General features: G+C 71.2%; 19 protein-coding genes and 1 pseudogene. 10 read left to right on the forward strand and 10 right to left on the reverse strand.

The features are described from left to right. Positions 1-223: 223 nt before the first annotated feature. The 4 genes and pseudogenes from ACTWP8_RS12700 to ACTWP8_RS12715 form a co-directional block, all read right to left on the reverse strand. Complete coding sequence (locus ACTWP8_RS12700; protein ID WP_443316434.1) at positions 224-490, reverse strand: hypothetical protein; 267 nt, start codon at positions 488-490, stop codon at positions 224-226. Between the two features lie 10 nt (positions 491-500). After that, positions 501-1,220 (reverse strand): TetR/AcrR family transcriptional regulator, encoded by a 720-nt coding sequence (locus ACTWP8_RS12705; RefSeq protein ID WP_443322246.1) that lies wholly within the window; start codon positions 1,218-1,220, stop codon positions 501-503. Beyond that, positions 1,217-1,597 (reverse strand): annotated as a pseudogene (locus ACTWP8_RS12710) (IPT/TIG domain-containing protein); the annotation flags it as partial. The pseudogene ACTWP8_RS12710 and the gene ACTWP8_RS12705, both read right to left, overlap by 4 nt. 179 nt (positions 1,598-1,776) lie before the next feature. After that, positions 1,777-2,709, reverse strand: a complete 933-nt coding sequence (locus ACTWP8_RS12715; protein WP_443322247.1) for an AurF N-oxygenase family protein — start codon at positions 2,707-2,709, stop codon at positions 1,777-1,779. Between the two features lie 200 nt (positions 2,710-2,909). Here ACTWP8_RS12715 and ACTWP8_RS12720 point away from each other — a divergent pair, with 200 nt between their 5' ends. The 5 genes from ACTWP8_RS12720 to ACTWP8_RS12740 all read left to right on the forward strand — a co-directional run bounded on the left by ACTWP8_RS12720 (position 2,910) and on the right by ACTWP8_RS12740 (position 9,056). Next, entirely contained in the window at positions 2,910-4,082 is a 1,173-nt protein-coding gene (locus tag ACTWP8_RS12720) for a ferritin-like domain-containing protein (protein WP_443322248.1), read from the forward strand. A gap of 109 nt (positions 4,083-4,191) precedes the next feature. After that, the gene (locus tag ACTWP8_RS12725; protein ID WP_443322249.1) at positions 4,192-5,124 is read left to right on the forward strand and encodes an ADP-ribosylglycohydrolase family protein; all 933 of its coding nucleotides are present in this window, start codon (positions 4,192-4,194) and stop codon (positions 5,122-5,124) included. Between the two features lie 208 nt (positions 5,125-5,332). Next, positions 5,333-6,370 (forward strand): alpha/beta fold hydrolase, encoded by a 1,038-nt coding sequence (locus ACTWP8_RS12730; protein ID WP_443322250.1) that lies wholly within the window; start codon positions 5,333-5,335, stop codon positions 6,368-6,370. A gap of 68 nt (positions 6,371-6,438) precedes the next feature. After that, positions 6,439-8,601, forward strand: coding sequence for a nitrate- and nitrite sensing domain-containing protein (locus ACTWP8_RS12735; RefSeq protein WP_443322251.1), 2,163 nt, complete (start codon positions 6,439-6,441; stop codon positions 8,599-8,601). Next, positions 8,598-9,056, forward strand: coding sequence for a roadblock/LC7 domain-containing protein (locus ACTWP8_RS12740; protein ID WP_443316443.1), 459 nt, complete (start codon positions 8,598-8,600; stop codon positions 9,054-9,056). The genes ACTWP8_RS12735 and ACTWP8_RS12740 overlap by 4 nt, the downstream gene beginning before the upstream one ends. A gap of 140 nt (positions 9,057-9,196) precedes the next feature. On the opposite strand, the gene ACTWP8_RS12745 is transcribed toward ACTWP8_RS12740, so the two are convergent. The 5 genes from ACTWP8_RS12745 to ACTWP8_RS12765 all read right to left on the reverse strand — a co-directional run bounded on the left by ACTWP8_RS12745 (position 9,197) and on the right by ACTWP8_RS12765 (position 15,597). Further along, positions 9,197-10,663, reverse strand: coding sequence for a penicillin-binding transpeptidase domain-containing protein (locus tag ACTWP8_RS12745; RefSeq protein ID WP_443322252.1), 1,467 nt, complete (start codon positions 10,661-10,663; stop codon positions 9,197-9,199). A gap of 70 nt (positions 10,664-10,733) precedes the next feature. After that, entirely contained in the window at positions 10,734-12,083 is a 1,350-nt protein-coding gene (locus tag ACTWP8_RS12750) for an FtsW/RodA/SpoVE family cell cycle protein (RefSeq protein WP_443322253.1), read from the reverse strand. Between the two features lie 125 nt (positions 12,084-12,208). After that, positions 12,209-12,778 (reverse strand): SH3 domain-containing protein, encoded by a 570-nt coding sequence (locus tag ACTWP8_RS12755; RefSeq protein ID WP_443322254.1) that lies wholly within the window; start codon positions 12,776-12,778, stop codon positions 12,209-12,211. A gap of 302 nt (positions 12,779-13,080) precedes the next feature. Continuing rightward, on the reverse strand, positions 13,081-14,355 hold the full coding sequence (locus ACTWP8_RS12760; RefSeq protein ID WP_443322394.1) for an ABC transporter substrate-binding protein: 1,275 nt from the start codon (positions 14,353-14,355) through the stop codon (positions 13,081-13,083). Between the two features lie 378 nt (positions 14,356-14,733). Then, on the reverse strand, positions 14,734-15,597 hold the full coding sequence (locus tag ACTWP8_RS12765) for a helix-turn-helix transcriptional regulator (RefSeq protein ID WP_443322255.1): 864 nt from the start codon (positions 15,595-15,597) through the stop codon (positions 14,734-14,736). A 207-nt stretch (positions 15,598-15,804) separates the two neighbouring features. On the opposite strand from ACTWP8_RS12765, the gene ACTWP8_RS12770 reads away from it, so the two are divergent. The 5 genes from ACTWP8_RS12770 to ACTWP8_RS12790 all read left to right on the forward strand — a co-directional run bounded on the left by ACTWP8_RS12770 (position 15,805) and on the right by ACTWP8_RS12790 (position 19,303). Continuing rightward, positions 15,805-16,587, forward strand: coding sequence for an SDR family oxidoreductase (locus tag ACTWP8_RS12770; protein WP_443322256.1), 783 nt, complete (start codon positions 15,805-15,807; stop codon positions 16,585-16,587). A 101-nt stretch (positions 16,588-16,688) separates the two neighbouring features. Next, the gene (locus ACTWP8_RS12775; RefSeq protein ID WP_443322257.1) at positions 16,689-17,156 is read left to right on the forward strand and encodes a hypothetical protein; all 468 of its coding nucleotides are present in this window, start codon (positions 16,689-16,691) and stop codon (positions 17,154-17,156) included. A 29-nt stretch (positions 17,157-17,185) separates the two neighbouring features. Continuing rightward, positions 17,186-17,401, forward strand: coding sequence for a 4-oxalocrotonate tautomerase family protein (locus ACTWP8_RS12780; RefSeq protein ID WP_443322258.1), 216 nt, complete (start codon positions 17,186-17,188; stop codon positions 17,399-17,401). A gap of 348 nt (positions 17,402-17,749) precedes the next feature. Next, a complete protein-coding gene (locus ACTWP8_RS12785) occupies positions 17,750-18,580 on the forward strand; it encodes a hypothetical protein (protein WP_443322259.1) in 831 nt (276 codons plus the stop codon). A 294-nt stretch (positions 18,581-18,874) separates the two neighbouring features. Continuing rightward, positions 18,875-19,303: a nuclear transport factor 2 family protein gene (locus ACTWP8_RS12790; protein WP_443322260.1), complete on the forward strand. Its 429-nt coding sequence runs from the start codon at positions 18,875-18,877 to the stop codon at positions 19,301-19,303. 92 nt (positions 19,304-19,395) lie between these two features. On the opposite strand, the gene ACTWP8_RS12795 is transcribed toward ACTWP8_RS12790, so the two are convergent. Then, a complete protein-coding gene (locus tag ACTWP8_RS12795) occupies positions 19,396-20,397 on the reverse strand; it encodes a trimeric intracellular cation channel family protein (RefSeq protein WP_443322261.1) in 1,002 nt (333 codons plus the stop codon). Positions 20,398-20,629 lie beyond the last annotated feature (232 nt).

A 20,629-nucleotide genomic window follows, 5' to 3' on the forward strand; every position in this document is an offset into this window, starting at 1 on the left:
CCGCCCGCTCGTGGTCGAGAAGATGAGCGGAAGGGCGACCACATACGTACAGCCTGACCTATGGCGGCCCAATGTTCCACCCAGGTTGTTAGATCCTCTAATTGTTTCGTGAAGAGTTCGCCGTGGGTGGGGGATCTCGGGAACCGCATGCTGGACACCCGGTCATGGTGTTGCGATGTCACGGGACGGTGGCCCGGCATCGCCGCAGCGGAGTCGGTCTCGGTCAGCCTCGCCCGGACCAGGGCCACTTGAGGCTGTGGCCCGGCTTGCCCTCCGGAGCGTACTCGTACCTCCAGCCCCTCTGGAGCCCCAGCCGCTTCGAGTACCCGGCCGGAACCCGCCGGTAGACGAAGACCGTCGGCTCGCCGCCGAGCGGGTCCGGCACCGGGACCTCGTACACCTTCGGCGGGTGCCCCGTCGCGCCCACCAGCACCGGCAGCACCCGGCCGTCCAGGGGCCCGCCCACGAAGGGTGTCTGTTCGCTTCTCACGGCACCAGTGTCATAGCAGATGCGCCGCACCGCTCACCACGGGCACGACCCGGCGGGCCAGCACGCCCACCGGCCCCTCCGCCGTCTCCAGCGCCAGCGCGGCGCGCGCCACCTCCGCGGTCTGGGGGTCGCTCGCGGCGGTCGCGGTCAGCAGGGCGACGAAGTTGTCGACCAGCCAGTCGCGCAGCTCGCGGACCGGCGGCTGCCGGTCCTCGTCCAGCCAGATGAGCGAGGCCGCCTCGACCGCGGTGATCCACATCCGCACCATCATGCGCAGCCGCGGCCCCGGCGCCCGCACCTCCATGTGGAGCAGGATGTGTTCCGCGGCCGCCCGCCGCACCTCGTCGACGATCGCGTTCGTCCGGGACGTCTCGGCGACGCTGCCGCCCTGGAGCAGGGCGGTGAAGCCCGCGGCGTGCTCGTCGACGAAGGCGAGATAGCGGTCGAGGGCGCGCGAGAGGCGCCGGGTGAGGGGGCCGGTCTGCGGCTCGGCGAAGCACTGCTCGAGGTCGTCGGCGGCGGTGCGCAGCGCGGCCTCGTACAGCTGCTGCTTGCCGCCGGGGAAGTAGCGGTAGACGAGCGGCCGCGAGACCTCGGCGGAGTGGGCGACGTCGTCCAGCGAGATGTCCTCGGGGGCGGCGTGCGCGAAGAGCTCGAGCGCGGCGGCGATCAGCTGCGCCCGCCGCTGCTCGACGGACATCCTGCGGTACGAGACGTCGCTGTGCGTCATATCCGGCAGCGTAACGGTCCACCTCCGGTGAGGCAGGCCGGGATCCACGCCGACCCGCCCCGGCCGGTCGCGGCGGCTGCGCCGCCCGTGGGGCGCCGTAACCTGCGTTGTCCGCCGGGGGGCGTGCCGGGCGCGGGCGTGCCGGTGGTCGGCACGATGCTGCTGACGATGGGCGCGGCGGGTGCGGTGTAGGTGAAGCCGCCGGCCACCGACGTGGTGCCGCCCGGGGTGGTGACCACGACGGCTTGGTTCCCGGCCGCACCAGGCTGGGTGACGCCGGTCAGCACCGTGCCCGAGGCGTCGACGTCGATGCTCGTGGCCGCCACGCCGCCGATGGTGACCGTTGCGCCGGTGAGGTCGGACCCCGTGATGGTGAACGGGGTCCGCCCTGGGTGGGCCCGGAGGCCGGGGCGATGGTGGCCGCGACCGGCGGTGGCGGCAGAGTGACCGCTGGATTGCTGATGGTTGACGCCATTTCATCGCGGCAATGGGCCACGTTCAGCGGGAAAGGGCAGCCCTGATCGGCGACGCGACCGCGATGCCGGTTGCCGGCGGCCTAGGCCAAGAGCCCTGAGCTGCGCCACAGGCGGCGGCCGACGCCCCTCAATACGCCGATTTCCTCCAGGAAATCGGTGAGCCGCTTGGCGCCGGTCTGCATCACCTCGCGGCGGTGCCCGCTCTCCTTCACCTGCGCCACCGCCTCGCGCTTGTCCAGGCCGACGTTCGTGTAGACCTGCGGGTTGACGAAGGCGACCGAGAAGATCCGGGCCGCCTCGCCCGAGCTGATCCGGGTCAGCTGCCGTTCCCAGCGCGGGCTGGAGACCATCTGGCGGCGCAGCTCCTCGCGCGCGTACCGGACGTGCCGCGCCTCCTCCACCACGTGGATCCGGGTGACCCCGCGCACCAGCGTCTGGACCCGTTCGTCGGGAAAGGTGAGCCGCTGCATCCAGTCCAGGATTTCCTCGCCGAGCAGCGTGCAGGCGAAGGAACCCGGCGTCGTGGAGACCGTCTTGAGGACGCGGGCGAGGTTGTGGTGGATCCGGGCCACCGGGTACGCGGGCGCGCCGCCCTTGTGGATCATGCGCGCGAACATCTTCGAGTGGCGGCACTCGTCGGCTATCTCGGTGAGCGCATAGCGGACGTGCGCGCTGGTCAACGGCTTGTCGTAGATGTGCCGGACGAGCAGCTGCATGAGGATGATCTCGAACCAGATGCCGAGCGACGCGAGCGAGGCGGCCTCGTGCCGGGCCAGGTCCATGCGCTGCTCCTCCGGCATCCTCCGCCACAGCGGGGTGTCGTAGAGCGAGACGAGCTCCGGAGGCCAGAACCACTTGCCCTCCTCGATGGGGGTGTCCCAGTCGAGGGCCGTGTCCGGGTCGAAGGAGTGCTTCGCGGAGGACTCCAGCAGGCGGTCGGCGACCTGCTCGCGGTCCTTGAGCAGTCCGAGCGCGTCGCGGAGCACATGGGTTTCGGACACGGACGACGTCATGGCGCAGCGCTCCTCGATGACGAGTTACCGGCGGTACAGTGGGGCACACTTTATGAGACTGCTTGTCAGCAAGCCCGTCAATCCCTCCCGCAACGAGTTCTCGTTCAACTTGTTGACCGGGCGGTAACAGACGTGTGAGCCTGCCAACCATCCGCTCCTGCACGGGAGTCCGGGGAGTCCGCGAGGCGAAGGAGGCGTCAGTGTCGACGCACGAGCTCTACGCGCAAGATCCTGGAGAAGAGCTGTGGCAGGTGCCGGCCTCCGGTGCCGCGCGCTTCAGCTGGGAGTACGACGATGGCCGAGACCGCCTCCTCGCCCTCTACCAGAAGGGCAAGGACAAGCAGTGGGATGGCCAGAAACGGATCGACTGGGACCTGGAGGTCGACCCGTACGACCCGCTCGGCACGCCCGACGAGTCGCTGGCCCTCTACGGGACCCGCCACTGGGCGAAGATGACCGAGCGCGACAAGGGTGAGCTGCGGCAGCACTTCACCTCCTGGCAGTTCAGCCAGTTCCTGCACGGCGAGCAGGGCGCGATGGTGTGCGCGGCGCGGATCGTGGAGTCCGTCCCCGACCTGGACGCGAAGTTCTACTCCGCGACCCAGACGATGGACGAGGCCCGGCACGCCGAGATATACGGCCGCTTCCTCCACGAAAAGGTCGGGATGCTGTACCCGATCAACGACAACCTGCAGTCGCTGCTCGGCGACACCCTCCGCGACTCCCGCTGGGACATGCCGTACCTGGGCATGCAGGTGCTCATCGAGGGCCTGGCGCTGGCCGCCTTCGGCATGATCCGCGACACCACCGACAAGCCGCTGCCGAAGCAGATCCTCGCCTACGTGATGCAGGACGAGGCCCGGCACGTCGCCTTCGGGCGGATGGCGCTGCGCGACTACTACAAGCAGCTGAGCGACGCCGAGCTGCGCGAGCGCGAAGAGTTCGTGATCGAGGGCTGCTACCTGATGCGCGACCGGCTGCGCGGCACGGAGGTGCTGGAGAACTTCGGCATCCCCGCCGGAGAGGCCGCCGAGTACACCGAGCAGTCCGAGTTCCTGCACCTTTTCCGGAAGCTGCTGTTCAGCCGGATCGTGCCGTGCGTCAAGGACATCGGTCTGTGGGGCGAGCGGCTGCAGCGGGCGTACGTCGACCTGGGCGTCTTCGAACTCGGCGACTCCAACCTGGACCTGCTGATGGCCCAGGACGAGGAGCTGGCCGAGCAACTCGACGCGGAGCGCTTCGCGGAGGAGGAGGCGGCCCGTACGGCGGAGGTGGCCGAGGCGATCGCGGCGGGCGCGGGTGCGGGGGGCCCGGCGGGCGCGGGCGTGACGGGCGCAGGCGTGACGTCGGCCTCCGGCGGAGGCGGTCGGTAAGAGCGCGGCTCGGGCTTCAGCCACAACCACGGCTCCGGCTTCAGCCACAACCACGGCTCCGGCTTCAGCTTCCCCCGGAGCCGGCCGCGGGCCTGGCAGCATCGCGGGCATGACTGCGACCGCGAATCGCGCAGCCGCGCAGGACAGCATCCGGGGGCTGGCCCTCGGGGACGCCTTCGGCGAATGCTGGTTTCCGCTGTCCCTGCTGGACGGGAGCGCGCACGAGGAGATCCGGGAGCGGCGCGTGCCCGCCGCCCCCGTATGGCATTGGACCGATGACACCGCGATGGCCCTCTCCGTCCTCCGGGTGCTCAACGGGCTCGGAGAGATCGACCAGCAGGTCCTGGCCCGCACGTTCGGCAGGGCGTTCATGGCCGACCCCGGCCGTGGCTACGGAAGCGGGATGCACGCCCTGCTCCCGGTGCTCGCCGGGCACCCGGAGGCGTGGGAGGCCGCGCCGCCCGCCCTGTTCGAAGGCGAGGGCAGCCTCGGCAACGGCGCGGCCATGCGGGTCGCGCCGCTGGGCGCCTGGTTCAGCGACGACCTGCGCCGCGCCGCGGAGCAGGCGGCGCGCTCGGCACGCGTCACGCACACGCACCCGGAGGGCATCGCGGGCGCCGTCGCGGTCGCGGTCGCTGCGGGCTTCGCGGCCCGTATGCGCCGGGTGCGGGTCCCGAGCGCGCCGGAGCTGCTGCGGATGATCGCGGCCCGTACGCCGCGCAGCGCGGTGCGCCGAGGCCTGATCCGGGCAAGCGAGTTGGCGTACGACACCCAGCCGCGCGAGGCGGCCGACGTCCTCGGCAGCGGCAGCCGCATCCGCGCCGACGACACCGTCCCCTTCGCGCTGTGGTGCGCGACCCACCATCTCAGCGACCTGACGGAGGCGCTGTGGGCGACGGCCGAGGGCCAGGGAGACGTCGACACGACCTGCGCCATCGCGGGCGGCGTGGTCGCGGCCCGTACGGGGATCGCGGATGTGCCGGCGGAATGGCTTCAGCGCTGCGAGCCGCTGCCGGGCTGGGTGGAGGGCGTTGCGGGCTGAGCGTCGCCCTCGCCGCAGCGAGGGGCCGCCACCCGCCGTCCGGCGCCGCGCATCCATCGGCCGTATATCCATTATGGGCCGGGAAGCCACCTGATTCCGTCCTCCCAGAAGACGATCTTGTCGCTGCAGGAATGTCCTACGGTAAATCGCACCACATTCCCTCCAACCCGAACTCCGAACTGCGAACTGCGAAACGGAGCGATTCGCCATGCCCGCGCGCATTCCCGGGGACACCCGTATCGACCACGACGGCATCGAGCTCGCGGTACGCGACCACGGCGGGGAAGGCCCGCCAATTCTGCTGCTTCACGGGGCCGGCCGCACGTTGTGTGACTGGGCCGCGGTGGCTCCCCGGCTGACCCCGCGTTACCGCGTCATCGCCATGGACCTCCGCGCCCACGGCTGTTCCGGTTCCGGCGCCGGCCCGTGGACCCTTTCCGCCGCTCTCGGCGATGTCGAAGCCGTACTGAAGGCGTTCGGGATCCCGGACGCGGTCGTGGTCGGGCATTCGCTGGGCGGGATGATCGCCGCCCTGTGCGCCGAGGCCGGCTCGTCCACGCCCGCGGCGGTCAATCTCGACGGCCACGGAATGGGCAGGCCCGAGCAGTACGCCGGGCTCGACGCCGCATATGTGGAGCAACGGCTCGCCGAGGCGCGGAAATTCGCCGCCGATGCCGCGGGGCGGCTGTTTCCCGCCGAGGCCCTGGACGGTGTGCTCGGTTACCAGTCCGCCATGGCCCAGCAGCTCGGGATCCCGTTCGAGCTGCTGGAAGCCGGGGTTCGGCGCGGGCTCGCCGAGGGGGAAGGCGGTCGGCTGTATCTGCGCCCCGAGCGCGAGCGGGCGCTGGAGATGCAGGCGGCCATGGACCGGCTCGACCTGTTCGCGCTCTACCCGCGCGTCCGCCGACCGCTGCTGATCTGCCGCGCCCAGCGCCCCAACCCTCCGACTCCCGGCCTGCCCTGGTTCGACGAGCTGATGGCCGCGTATACGGTGGGACTCGACAGGGACTTGGCAGCGATGGCGCGGGCGCAGTCCCAGGTCACCGTCGAGGGAGTCGACGCAACGCACGCCATGCTTCTGGAGAAGCCCGGGGAAGTCGCTGAACGGATTCATACGTTCCTCGGGGGATTGGGCTTCTCCCCGGCCCTCCATCCAGCGCTAGCCGGGGAGGGCTGGGTAGGGAAGACGGGGAAGCGTGTTACGGCCGGATGGCGGCTGCCGCACCCGGACCCCGCCCACCCGTGAGCGGGGCGCAACCCGTCTCTTACGGAAGGGAAATCACCACCTGACGGCACCTCCCTAGCGTTGACCGCGTGACGGGGAACACGGACCAGGGAAACACGGACCGGGACACCGGCCAAGGCCGGAACACCGGCCAAGACCGGGACACCGGCCAAGACCGGGATACCGGCCGCCACTTCGTACGTGCCGGGCGGCGCGGCCGGTTACTGGCCGTGCCCGGCTGGAACACCATCCGGGGCCGGGTCGCCGTCGTCCTGGCCGTGCCGACGTGTCTGCTGCTGGTGCTCACCGGGCTCGCGGTCGCCGACCGCGGCGCCGACTGGGCCGCCGCCCGGGAGACCCAGGCCCGGGTGGACCTCGTACTCCGGGTGCAGGCGCTGGTGCACGAGCTGCAGCGGGAACGCGGGCTCACCAACGGCCTGCTGGGCGGCGCTCGCCAGTACCGGGACGACCTCGGCGCGCAGCGCGAGCGCTCCGACCTGGCCCGCGCCGAACTCGCGGCCACGCTCGCCGACGGCGACGCGGACACGGTGTCCGCGGTCGAGGGAGCCCGTAGACGCCTCCTCGGACTGGCGGCGGTGCGGTCCGGCGTCGACGGCGGGAGCGCGGACCGCGCCAAGACCTTCGCCTTCTACACCGCCTCCATCTCCGCGCTGATCCGGGCCCAGTCGGCCGACGGCGACGACGCGGCCCGCGGGGACCGGGCCCTGGCGGACGGCGTGGACGCGCTGCAGGCCCTCGCCGACGCCACCGAGTCCGTGGCACTGGAGCGCGGGTCGCTCAACGGGGTCTTCGCCGCCAAGCGCTTCCGCGAGGCCGAATACCTGGAGTTCACGGAGGTACGGGCGGCCCGCGTCGCCGCCCTCGACCAGTACGAAGGCTCGGCGACCCCGGCCCAGCGCAAGGCCCTCGACCAGGCCTTCGCGACCGGCGACGCCCGGCGCGCCACCGCCCTGGAGCGGCGCGCCGCCTCGGCCGCCGACGGCTCGCGGCTCGACGTCGAACCGGCGCAGTGGTGGCGTTCCATGACGGTCCTCGTCGACGACCTCTACGCCGTCCAGCAGCGCGTCGGCGCGGACGTACGCGCACGGGCCGGGCAGCTCAGCGACTCCGCGACCGCCCAGCTCGCGGGCTTCCTCGGCCTCGGGGTGCTGATCGTCGCCGTCGCCACCGCCCTCGCCGTCCTCTCCGCCCGGTCGATCACCCGCCCGCTCGGCGCACTCGCCGCGGAAGCCGACGAAGTGGCGGGGGCCCGGCTGTCCGAGGCGGTCGAGCGGGTGCTCAACTGGGACGGCCCGGAGGCCGGGCCGGACACCGCGGGGCAGCCCGTACCCGTACCGGAGGAGCCCGGACGGCCGGGCGAAGCCGCCGCCCGCAGCAGCGCACGCGAGATCGCCCAGCTCGCCGCGGCACTCCGCAACGTCGAGCGCACGGCGGTCGGCCTCGCCGCGGAACAGGCCGTGCTCCGCCGCAACACCTCCGAATCACTCGCCAACCTGGGCCGCAGGAACCAGAGTCTGCTGCGCCGCCAGCTCGGCCTGATCACCACCCTGGAGAGCCAGGAGGTCGACCCCGACGCGCTCGGCGAGCTCTTCGAACTCGACCACCTCGCGACCAGGATGCGGCGCAACGCCGAGTCCCTCCTCGTCCTGGTCGGCGAGCACGCGCCGCCCCGCTCCTGGTCCGGCACGGTCACCGCGCTCGAGGTCGTGCAGTCGGCGGTGTCGGAGGTGGAGCAGTACCGGCGGGTGTCCGCGGCCGACGTCGGGCCCTGCCGGTTCCGCGGCCACGCCGTCGCCGAACTCTCCCACCTGCTGGCCGAACTGATCGAGAACGCCCTGGTGTTCTCGCCCCCGCACCTCCCCGTCGAGGTGTACGGCTGGCGCGACGTCGACGAGTACTGCCTGGCCGTCGTCGACCGCGGCATCGGCATGAGCGCGGCCGAGCTCGACCGCGCCAACGCCCGCCTGGCGGGGAAGGAGAGCTTCCTCGTCGCACCCACCCGCTTCCTCGGCCACTACGTCGTGGGCAGGCTCGCCGCCCGCCTCGGCGCCCAGGTCGAGCTGCGCGAGACCGAGGGCTCCGGCACCACGGCGTACGTGGCGCTGCCGTCCTCGCTGCTCGCGGCGCCCATCCACTCCGACCGACCCCCGGGCCCCGACCAGGTCAGGGCCCTGCTCAACGGCTTCCGTGAGGGCGTCGCCCGCGGAGCCGCAGGAAAGGACAGCGCATGACCCAGCACATGACCATCGCGACAGGCGCTCCCCTGACGGGCGAGGCGCAGAACTTCAACTGGCTCGTCGGCGAGTTCGTCCGTACGGTCGACGGCGTCGTGGACGCCGTGGCCGTCTCCTCCGACGGGCTGCTGCTCGCCGCGTCCGGCGGCCTCGAACGGGACCGCGCCGACCACCTGGCCGCCGTCGTCTCCGGCATCACCAGCCTCGCCCAGGGCGCCGCGCGCGCCCACGGGCGGCACGGTGGCGGAGGCGTGAAGCTGGTGATGATCGAGATGTACGGAGGCTTTCTGCTGGTCACCACGGTGCGCGACGGCAGCTGCCTGGGCGTCCTCGCCGCGGAGGCCAGCGATGTCGGGCTCATCGGCTACGAGATGGGCGTGCTCGCGGACCGCGCGGGCGGGCTGCTCACCCCACAGCTGGTGACCGAGCTCCAACTCGCGGCGGCGCGCTGACACCCGGGGCCGGGACCGACCGAGAACCGGGGACCGGAAACCGGGACGACGAGACCGGGGATCGAGACGCGGGGACCGGGACCGGAGACCGAGCCCGGGCCGAGACCGGGGATCGAGACCCGGGACCGAGGCCCGTGGGCTCACCCCAGCGCGGCCTTCATCACGTCCCGCGCGATCGGGGCCGCGCTGCCGCCGCCGCTGATGTCCGCGCGATTCGCCTCCGCGTCCTCGATGACCACGGCCACCGCGACCGCCGGATCCGCCGCGTCCTTGGCCCGCGCCCAGGAGATGAACCAGGCGTACGGCGTGCCGGAGTTGCCGACGCCGTGCTGCGCCGTGCCGCTTTTGCCGCCGACCTCGGCACCGTCGATCGCGGCCCTGCCGCCCGTGCCGTGCTCGACGGCGGCGACCATCATCTCCTTCAGCTGCATCGCCGTGCTGGGGCTCATCGCCTGCCGGTACGGCTGCGGCTGCGTGACCGCCACCGTCGCGTCACCGGAACGGGAGGAGGCCCGCGTCACCTTCCCGACCAGGTAGGGACGTTGCAGCAGGCCGCCGTTCGGGACCGCCGCGGCGACCATCGCCATCTGCAGCGGGGTCGCGCGCGTGTCGAACTGCCCGATGGAGGACAGCGCGACCTGCGCCGGGTCCATCGAGGTGTCGAAGTTGCTCCTCGCGACGGGCGACGGGATCCGCAGGCCGTCGTCGTTGAAGCCGAAACTCTCCGCGGCCTCGGCCATCCTCCTGAGCCCCACATCCACCCCGAGGTGCGCGAAGACCGTGTTGCAGGACACCTCGAAGGCGTACAGCAGCTCGGCGTCCTCGCAGCCGTCCGCCGCATTCGTCAGCCGCGTGCTGGTGTTCGGCAGCGTGTACGGGTCGGGGGTGTCGGTCGCTGTGTCGATGCTCAGCACGGTGCCCGAGTCGAGGGCGGCAGCCGCCGTCACCACCTTGAACGTGGAGCCGGGCGGATACGTCTCCTGCAGCGCCCGGTTGAGCATCGGCCGGCTCGCGCTCCGGTTCAGCGCGGCCCAGGCCCGGGAGGCCGCCGCGCCCGTGCCGGACAGCATCCCCGGGTCGTACGACGGGCTGCTGGCCAGGGCCAGGATCCTGCCGGTCGCGGGCTCGATGGCGGCGACCGCGCCCCGGCGGCCGTCGAGACCCTTGTACGCGGCGCGCTGCACGGCCGCCTTGATGGTGGTGTGCACGTGGCCGCCGGGCTGCTGCCCGCGTGTGAGGTCGTTCCACAGCGGCAGGGGCGCGAGCCGCGCGTCGGTGCCGGACAGGACGTCGTCCTCGGCGCTCTCGGTGAGCGAGGTGCCGTAGGTCTGGGAGGCGTAGCCGGTGACCGGGGCGTAGAGGGGGCCGTCGGTGTACGTGCGCTCGTAGCGCAGTGGCTCGCCCGAGTCCCGGGAGCCGGTGACGGGCCTGCCCTCGACGAGGATGTCGCCGCGCGGCTGGCCGTAACGGGTCGTCGCCAGGCGGCGGTTGGCCGGGTTCTGCTCGTAGTCGTCCGCGCTGAAGACCTGGATGCGGGAGGCGTTGAGGAGCAGGGCCACGAGCAGCAGCAGACAGAAGACGGCGGTGTGCCGGACGCAGCGGATCACAGCCGCACCCCACAGGGCGGACGGATGACGGCGGTGCGGGGGAGGGCGGCCGGGCGCCGGACGCAGCGGATCACGGCCGCTCCTCGCCTGCGGGCGGCGGCCTGCGGGCCGAGTCGCTGAGCGCGATCAGCAGCGCGACGATGATCCAGTTGGTGACGACCGAGGAGCCGCCCTGCGCGAGGAACGGCATCGGCATGCCGGTCAGCGGGATCAGGCCCGTCACTCCACCCGCGATGACGAAGACTTGCATGGCGACGATCGAGGCGAGGCCGACGGCGAGCAGCCGGCCGAAGTCGTCGCGGATCGCGACGCCCGCCCGGTAGCCGCGGGCCACCAGCAGCGCGTACAGCAGGACGATCGCGCTCAGCCCGCACAGGCCGAGCTCCTCGCCCGCGGTGGCCAGGATGAAGTCGGACTTGGCGGCGAAGCCGATGAGGACGGAGTCGCCGCGGCCGAGACCCGCTCCGAGCATGCCGCCCGAGGCGAAGGCGAACAGCGACTGGGCCAGCTGGCCGGGGCCCTGCCCGGCCTCGATGCCGGCGAAGGGGTGCAGCCAGGTCTCGACCCGCTCGTGGACGTGCGGTTCGAGGCGGCCGACGACGAGCGCGCCGACCGCGGCGAGCAGCAGGCCGACGGCGATCCAGCCGGCCCTGCCGGTGGCGACGTACAGCAGGATCACGAAGAGGCCGAAGAAGAGCAGCGAGGTGCCCAGGTCGCGCTCGAGGACGAGGACGCCGAGGCTGGCGAGCCAGATCGCGGCGATCGGGCCGAGTACGCGGCCGGTGGGGAACTGGAGTTTCCACAGGCGGCGGCCGGTGTACGCGAGGGCGTGCCGGTTCGTGGCGAGATAGGCGGCGAAGAAGACCGCGAGCAGGATCTTGGCGAACTCGCCCGGCTGGAAGGACAGTCCGGCGACGAGGATCCAGACCTTGGCGCCGTTGATGGCGGGGAAGAAGATCGGCATGACCAGCAGACCGAGCGCGGCGGCCACGCACACGTACGCGTAGCGCTGCAGCACGCGGTGGTCGCGCAGCAGGGTCACCACCCAGGTGAAGAGCCCGACACCGACGGCGGACCACACGAGTTGGGTGGGCGCGGCCCGGTCGTCCGGGGTCTCCAGGTCGAGGCGGTAGATGAGGACCAGACCGAGGCCGTTGAGCAGGACGGCGATGGGGAGCAGGAGGGGGTCGGCGCAGGGGGCGCGGAAGCGGACCGCGAGGTGGGCGAGGAGGGCGAGGACGCCGAGTCCGGCGCCGTACCGGGCCGCGCCGCCGGGCACCGCGCCGTGCTGGGCGAGCCCGACCTGGAGGTAGCCGAGGACGGAGATGAGCACGGCGACGGTCAGCAGGGCCAGTTCGACGCCTCGCCGTCGGGGGGACCGTAGCGCCGGTGGGGGCGCGTCCGCCGTCGTTGCGGTCATGCGTGGCAACGTAGCAAGCGGCGCCGCATATTTCGTTTATGTCGTGTCTTGCCCTGGCGTGCGTGCTCCCCGCGCGCGTGTAAGGCGCCCGGGGGAGCACACTCACCGGTGAAGGCGTTTGCTCATCAGCACCAGTGCGGAGCCGGGCCGATGTTCTCGATGTAGCGGGCGGAGGCCCAGGCCCAGTGGCCGCTCGCAAGGAGGTACCAGCGCGGGTTGCCGTCGACGTTCTCGCTGTTGACCTTGCAGTTGATACGAACAGTCGTGCCGAACCCGACACTGCCGACGACCCTCGCGTTACGGTTGGGGGCATCGCGGAGGAGCAGACCGGTCCGGGCGATCACGCGACCCCTGTAGGGAGCGCGACGTCCGTCGTCACGACCGTTGTCTTCGCGTCCGTCTTCGCGACCGTTGTCCTCGCGGTCGTCGTCACGACCATTGTCCTCCCGGCCGTTGTCTTCGCGACCGTTGTCCTCGCGGTCGTCGTCCCGGCCGTTGTCTTCGCGGTCGTCGTCCCGCGCGTTCTCGCGTCCATTGTCTTCGCGGTCGTCCGGGTCGTCGCCGCGGTTGAAGCTGTTGCCGAAACTCGGGTCATCGTCGGAGGGCGCAGCCAGGGCCGGGCCGACCGCGGTCATCGTGGCGAGGACGCCGGTGGCCGCGCAGAGGGCGAGCTTGCTGAACGTGGATTGCAGCATCTGTGTCCTCCTGTGGAGGGGAGTCCCATGGAGAACCCATGGGCGATCTCGTGGCGTCGGGCGTCGGTTCGACGTCGGCCAGGGCCTGCGCCCGGAAGGGGCGGCATCGTGGCCTTCCCGGCGGCGAGTTGCAGGTGGTCTGAACCATTCCCAACCCGCACAAATCACGCTAAATCTATCGCTCAATGTGCGCAACTTGTCACTGTGCGTAATGACGTGCAGGGCCTCGGCCGTGGCTACCTGCAGGCCCCGGCCGGGTCCGGGGCCTGCAGCCCGCCGCCCTCGCCCCCGCCCCCACCGGACTACGACGCCGCGTTCTCGATCGACTCCGCCTCGCGCTGCAGATCGCCCAGTACACTCGCCGGATCGCCGTTCTTCGTCACCGTGCCGCCGATTTCCGACTTGAGCTTGCTGACGACCGCGCCCCACGACTTCTTGCCGACCGGATAGCTCTCGGCCGTCGGCAGCTGGTCGAGGAATTCCCAGACGTCCTTGTTGTTCACGTCGGCGCGCATCGCCTCCGACGCGGCGTTGGTCACCGGCAGCAGGTCGTACTGGTCGGCGAATTCGAGAACGTTCTTCTTGCTGTACGCGAAGTCGAGGAATTTGCCGATCGCCTCGCGGTGGCCGTTCTGCTTGAAGGCCATCATCCAGTCGGCCGTCCCCGTGGTCGCCCTGGACTGCCCGTCCTTGCCGGGCAGCGGCGCCATGCCGAAACGGATGCCGTTCTCCTGGGCCAGCTGCATCAGCGTCGGGTGCCCGTTGAGCATGGCGACGTCGCCGCGCGTGAAGGCGGCGAAGGCGTCCTGCCGGTTCATGGCGCCCGGGTCGGGGTTGGTCAGGCCCTTGCCGACGAACTCGTCGCGGAGCCACTCGAAGGTCCGGATGTTCTCCGGCGAGTCGATGGCGTAGCTGCCGATCTCGTCGTTGAAGCCGCCCTCGCCGCTGAGCATCCAGTTCAGCGTCTCGGCCTGCGGCTCCTCCGGGCCGAGCGGCAGTGCGTACGGCACCCTGACCCCCGCCTGCTTGAGCGCCTCGGCGTCCTTCTGCAGCTCCCTCCAGGTCTTCGGCGGGCCGGGGATGCCCGCCTCCTCCAGGAGCTCCTTGTTGTAGAAGAGGACCCGCGTGCTGGCGACGAACGGCAGGCCGTACTGAATCCGTTGCACCTTTCCGGCGTCGGCGAGGGCGGGAATGAACGCCGCCTGGGTGGGGATCGAGAGCAGCTCGTCGGCGCGGTAGAGCTTGCCCGCCGCGGCGTAGTCCGCGTACGAGCCGATCTGCGCGATATCCGGCGCCTTACCCGCCTTCACCATGTCTGCGACCTTTTCGTCGACCTCTTTCCAGGTGTAGACGTCCACGTCCACCGATATGCCGGGATTCCCGAACTCGAACTTCCCGGCCAGCTGGTCCCAGTACCGCTTCGAGCTGTTGCCCGACCGGTCGCCGTATTCCGCGGCGACCAGCTTGATGGTGACGTTGCCTTCACCGATGGACCCGCTGTTCCCGCAGGCCGAGAGGGTGGAGGCCAGCATCGCCGCGACTCCCGCCCCGATGACCCCCAACTGCCGCCGCTGCACTGCCAAGTACCGCCTTCTTGCTCAGAATTCCACTCGCCACGCCGAATGCGTCCCGGCATCGGCATGAGGGTTGAGTCTCTCCCGTGCCCCGGTGTGAGGTCCACATCACGGCGCGTATCGCTTCGGTATCAACGCGGAGGGGGGCGGCGGTACCGTGAGACAGCGCTGTACGAGGGGGATGGCTGGTATGGGGACTCCCCGACGAACTCGTTCCCTCGGAGGCGTGGGCGGAGGAGGACCCGGGCCGCGCCGCGATCCTGCGCGACAGGGGATTCCATTCACTGATGGTGTGCGGCAGCAGGCTGCGCAGGGCCAGGGCCGCGGCGTGCTCGCGGCCGGCGCGTCTTGCCGCTGGCGTTGAGCCGGCGTTCAGGCCCGTTACCCGGCGGAACGCGTTCCCTCTCGTTGCATGTCCTGCGTGCCGATGACGGAGAGCAGTTCCAGTTGGGCGGCGCCCTCGGTGCCGGGTGGGGCGGTGAACCACAGCAGGCGCTGGCGTCCGTCCTCGCTGAACAGGCTGTGGCAGTCCAGCTCGATGACGCCCAGCGTGGGGTGGACGATGCGCTTGTGGTCGGTGCGGCGCAATGCGACGTCGTGGGTGTCCCACAGGGTGGCGAACTCCTCGCTGCGCTGCCGTAGCACGGCCACCATCTGGGCCACTTCGGGGTCGCGGCCGCGCCGGGCGGCGACCGCATGGAGGTCGGCCACGAAGACCCGGGAGTGGTGCGGGTGGTCCTCCAGCGGGTAGAGCGCGCGGGCGGCGGAGTCGGTGAACCAGCGGTAGACGAAGCTCGCCGCCGGGCCGCGTACCGCCGGGGGCCGACCGACGAGTGCTGCGGCCAGCTCGTTCTGTACGAGGGTCTCGTGCAGGTCGCTGATGACCTGGGCGGGGGTGGTGGTGAGCCGGTCCAGCAGGCCGAGCAGGGCCGGCTGGACGTGTGCGCTCGTGCCGTGCGCCGCTCGGGGGACGGGCCGGTGGGCGAGGTGGAACAGGTGGTCGCGTTCGTCGCCGTTCAGGCGCAGCGCCCGTGCGAGGGCGGCCACGACCTCGGCCGAGGGCTGGGTGCTGCGCCCGCGTTCCAGCTCGGTGTAGTAGTCCGCCGACAGACCGGCGAGCTGTGCGACCTCCTCGCGCCGCAGGCCGGGCACCCGGCGCCGGGGTCCGGTGGGCAGGCCCACGTCGTCCGGCCGGACCCGGTCGCGCCGGGACTTCAGAAACGCGGCGAGTTCGGGAGGGTTCATGCCCCCATCGTCACTCGCTCGGGTGAGCTGAGCCAGGGGACGACAACCCCTGGGTAAACGCAGCCCTGGCTGGGGACGGAAGGCCGGAGGACGGTGGACGGGAAAGCGGGGCACTGCGGCGGCGACGCCCTCGTCCCGCACCACGACCCACACACCGTTCAATCCGATCCGGGGAATCCCCGGTCGGCACCCCTCGCAGGAGTCTCCATGTCCCTCCCGAACCCCGCGGAGAGCCGCGCCAGGTCCGACCACAGCACTGACCACCCTCGCGTCGCCATCGTCACCGGCGGCTCCCGCGGTATCGGCCGCCAGACGGTGGGCCGGCTGGCCGCCGACGGGTTCGCCGTCGTGGTCGGGTTCGCCGGAAACCGGGACCTGGCCGATGCCGCCGTCAAGGACGTCACGGCGGCCGGTGGCCGGGCGGTCGCCGTCCAGGCCGACGTCGCCGACGAGCAGGCCGTGGCCGCGCTGTTCGCCACCGCCGAGTCCGAGTACGGCGGTGTCGACGTCGTCGTCCACGCCGCCGGACGGGCATACATGTCCTCCATCGCCGAGCTGGACCTGGCCGAACTGGACGCGCTGCACCGCACCAACATCCGCGGGACCTTCGTCGTCGCCCAGCAGGCGGCCCGGAAGGTACGCAGTGGCGGGGCGATCGTCACCTTCTCCACGTCCGTGGTGGGCCTGGCCTTCCCCGGTTACGGCGCCTACAGCGCGAGCAAGGGCGCGGTGGAGGCGGTCACGCTGATCCTCGCCCGCGAGATGCGCGGCCGGGACGTCACCGTCAACGCCGTCGCCCCCGGCCCCACCGCCACCGACCTGTTCCTCGAGGGCAAGGACGAGGAGACCGTCGCCCGCCTGGCCGCCCAGCCCCCGCTGGAACGGCTCGGCACCCCCGCCGACATCGCCGAGGTCGTCGCCTTCCTCGCCTCCCCGGCCGGCCACTGGGTCAACGGCCAGGTCATCCGTGCCAACGGCGGCATCATCTGAACGGCCGCGGTGCCCGCTCACGTTCGCAAGCATCCTCACCCTGCACGGCGGCGCTATACGCGCGGCGGAGCCGCGCATCGGACACAGCCGAGGACCACCCCATGCCCTCCCACACACCCAGCACCAGCACGTTCCTGGTGACCGGTGCCTCCAGCGGCTTCGGGGCGCTGACCGTACGCGCCCTGGCCCGCGCCGGTCACACCGTGTACGCGGGGACCATCGTCGTCCCCGGCGCTTTCACCACCGGCACCAACCACTTCGCCCACGCCGGCGCACCCGCCGACACCGACAAAAGCGCCGCCGCCTACGACGAGCGCTACGGTCCCCTGCTGGCCGGCCTCAACGACCGGCTGGCCGCGCTCATCCCGCAGGTCGCCGACGCCGCGCAGGTCGCCGACGCCGTCGTACGCCTGGTGGCCATGCCCGCCGGCACCCGGCCGCTGCGCACCCACATAGACCCCAGCCACGACGGCAGCGAAGTCGTCTCCGCGGTCGCCGACCGCGTCCGCGCCGACCTCTTCCGCCGCGTCGGGCTGGACGACCTGCTCACCGCAGGCAGCTCCCTCTAGCCGTCGATACCCCAGGAGAGAGAACGACCATGCCCTTCGCCAACTTCAAGGTCCCCGCCGGGACCCTCGACGAGAAGCAGAAGGAACAAATCGTCACCCGTGCCACCGAGCTGTACGTCGAGATCTACGGTGAACGCGCCCGCGCCACCACCATGGTGCTGGTCGAGGAAGTCCCCGACGGCGGCTGGGGAATCGGCGGCAACGTCCTGACCCTCGCCATGCTCCAGCAGAGCGCGGACGGCTAGCGACCGCGCCACTTAAGGCCGCTTATGACTGCTTGCGGCGCTTACGGCGCTTACGGCGCTTGCGGCCGCCGGGCGCGGCCCGGCACACGGCGCTCCCCGGTCGGCACCCGCCGACCGGGGAGCGCCGAGCGCTCGGCCTGCGGAGTGTCTTCCGGGTGCCGGGGTTGCGTCAACGCACCTTCATCACGGAGTTGTTGCCGTGTCCTGGAACGGTGACGGGGGAGTCGTGGGTCGAGGACTTCCCTTTCCGGGGGCTCTGACCTGGCGCATGGTGATCACACACCGCCGATCACCACGGGGCACGGGGCATCCGCCGCCGGCCCCCTTCCATGAAACGGGGACACCACCATGGCTTCCACTCTGCGCGCCAAGTCCTTTCTCGTCGCTGCCGCGTTCCTCGCGGGGACCACGCTGCTGACCGCCTGCCAGGGGGACACCACGGGCGCGGACTCCTCGTCGAAGTCGAAGACCGGTGCCTCCGCAGCGCCGGCGGAGGCGGCGGCGAAGGCGAAGGCGAAGGGGGTGAGCGGGACCTTCGCGGGCGGCACGGTGGAGTATCTGGCACCGGGCAAGCACATCGTCAACGCCAACGGCAAGGAGCAGCAGTTCTGGGTGGCCGAGGACACCAAGGTCTACGGCGCGGGCACCATCTGCGGTGAGCACAACTCCGCCGCCGACACCCCCTGCACGGTCGGCGATCTGGAGAAGGCCCTCAAGGACGGGTCGATAGCCGCGGACGTGGTCATGAGGGACGGCATCGCCAGAAAGGTCACCGAGCGCCCGGCTCCGGACGAGGGCGCCCCGGTCGACGAGGGCACTGCGGGCGAGGGCAGCAGTGAGGGCGGCGGCTCCGGCGCTCCGGCTGAGGGAGAGGGCGCGGATTCGACCATCGACGACATCAACAAGGGCAAGGGCGTCAACGGCACCTGGTTCGGCACGGTGTCCTACCTGGCGCCTGGCAAGTACACCGTCTCGGACATGAAGGGGACCGAGCAGGGGTTCTTCGTCGCGGAGGACACCGAGATCTGGGGCGCCGGTGACATCTGCGGCGACGAGGCCGGACAGGCCGGCACCGAGTGCACCGAAGAGGAACTGGAGGCGGCCACCAAGGGCACCGGCGTGTCCGCCGAGGTCGTCATCAAAAACGGCATCGCCACCACCATCCGCGACGACCACTGATACGGCAGACGGGTACGCGTAGTCATGCCGACTGGGTTCAGGAGTGCGGAGGTTACCTCCCACCCACCCAGCGGATCCTCGATCAGGCCCGCCCGGGCCGGCCCCGCACCGATTTTCGCTGATAGGCCGGTCGCCCGATGCCGCCGCGGCACACCCCGGTGTTCATCGGTGCCGCCCGGAGGAGGGCCGCGCCGCGGACTCGGGCATAGGCACCGATTCTCGGCCGCACCGGGGCCTGTCGTCGCTCACGTCTTGGGCGGCCGGCCGCACAAGGAACCAGGAATGGGAGTACAGATGACCGCCAGTGTGACGATGAGCCTGCAGGACGCCCGGGCGTCGAGGAACCGGGAAGTGGTGGACCAGATGTACGCCGATCTGAGCCGTGGGGACGGTGAGGCGGTCCTCAGCACGCTGAGTGACAAGATCGAGTGGGTCGTCGCCGCCGGGTTGCCGTACGGCGGAACCTACCGCGGCCGTGACGCGGTGCTGGCCAACGTGTTCGCCCGGTTCGACACCGAGTGGGAGGACTTCGCCGTCGTCCCGGCAGAGCTCATTGCCGTCGAGGACGTGGTGATCGCACTCGGGCACTACCAAGGGCGACGCCGTGGGACGGGCAAGGCGATGAAGGCACGCTTCGCGCATGCGTGGCGCTTCGAGCACGGCGTACCGGTCGCTTTCGAGACCATCGCGGACACCCGCACCATGGTCGCCGCCATGTCATAACCACCCACCTACCCACCCACCCACCCACCAACAGCCACACACGCCGTTCCTCCATGACGGGCGAGGGCTGCGGCTTCGCCGTCTCGGCGGACTCAGGCCGGCTCACGTCCGGGAGTTTCGTGACCGCCGGCCTGTTGCGTCCGCGGGGACTTGGAGTGGCGCAGTCCCATGGAGAGCCGGGGATCGACGGGGCCGGGGGGCAATGTTCTGGTGAGGTGGGGCTGAACCTGACGCGTCGGATCGGGAAGCGGTGCCGGTTCGCGCGGCTGGACGGTGGGGCTCGACGGGAGGTTGAGGTCCCTCAGACGCGTCGTCCCGGCAAGCGGCGCCGGTCCGCGCTGCTGGGCGATACGGCTCGACGGGACGCCGCTGATTCTCAGGCGCATGGTGTCCGCGAAGGCGGGGCGGGAAGACGAGGTGAGGAGGGCGGCGTCGGCGTCTGGAAGGGGAGGCAGCTGGGAGGATTTGGCCTGCCAGGTGGCCGAGCGGCGCGGGCGCCAGTGGAAGTGGAGTGCCAGCAGGCGGAACGTGAACGCCGTGAGGGCCGCGCCGATCGCCGTGGCGACGTTCAGGGCCCCCGCCGCGTGCAGCGCGGACGCCGCTCCCGCGCCGGTCATCGCGGGTACGGCGTACAGGTCGCTGTCCCAGCGCAGCAGGGCAGGCAGTTCCTTCGCCACCGCGCTGGCGAGGATGCCTCCTCCCATGGCGGTGATGACTCCCAGCGCGGCCGACGGGACGGCTGCCATTCCGTGCTGAAGCCCTTTGATCGTCCCGGTGACGCTGAACAGGCCGAGACCGACCGCGTCCAGCACGTCGAAGAAATAGGGCTGGCGGTGAAAGGGCCTGCTGAGGTAGGCGATCAGTGCTGCGGCAAGTGGCGCGAGTGGATAGCCGGGATCGGTGAAGGCGATCGACGGGACGTCGAGGACGAGGTCCCTCAACAGGCCACCGCCCAGCCCGGCGGCCTCGGCGAGGACGAGGGTCCCGAAGAGGTTGAAGTCCTTGCGCACGCCGAGATAGGCACCCGACAGCGCGAAGCCGAAGATGCCGAGCAGATCGAGGAAGTACTGCGCCGGGGCGGTCAGTTCGTGCATGAGGGTTGGCTCACTTCGGTTGTGGGGACGAGCCCGTTCGGGACGGCCCGGGTTCTCTGCGGGCCTGCCGGTCACAGGCACGGCCTGACGCCGTCGTCCAGGAGTCCTTTCCTGACAACGCCGCCTGTGGGGCGACAGCGGTATGCCGAGCGCCTGCCCTTCACGTTCGGCCACGTCTCCCGCACCCCGCCCCTGAGCGTCGTACGTCGCATCCTCGGATGTCCGGTGACGC

The sequence above is a fragment of the Streptomyces sp. 7N604 genome, assembly GCF_052245475.1.
Lineage (GTDB): Bacteria > Actinomycetota > Actinomycetes > Streptomycetales > Streptomycetaceae > Streptomyces.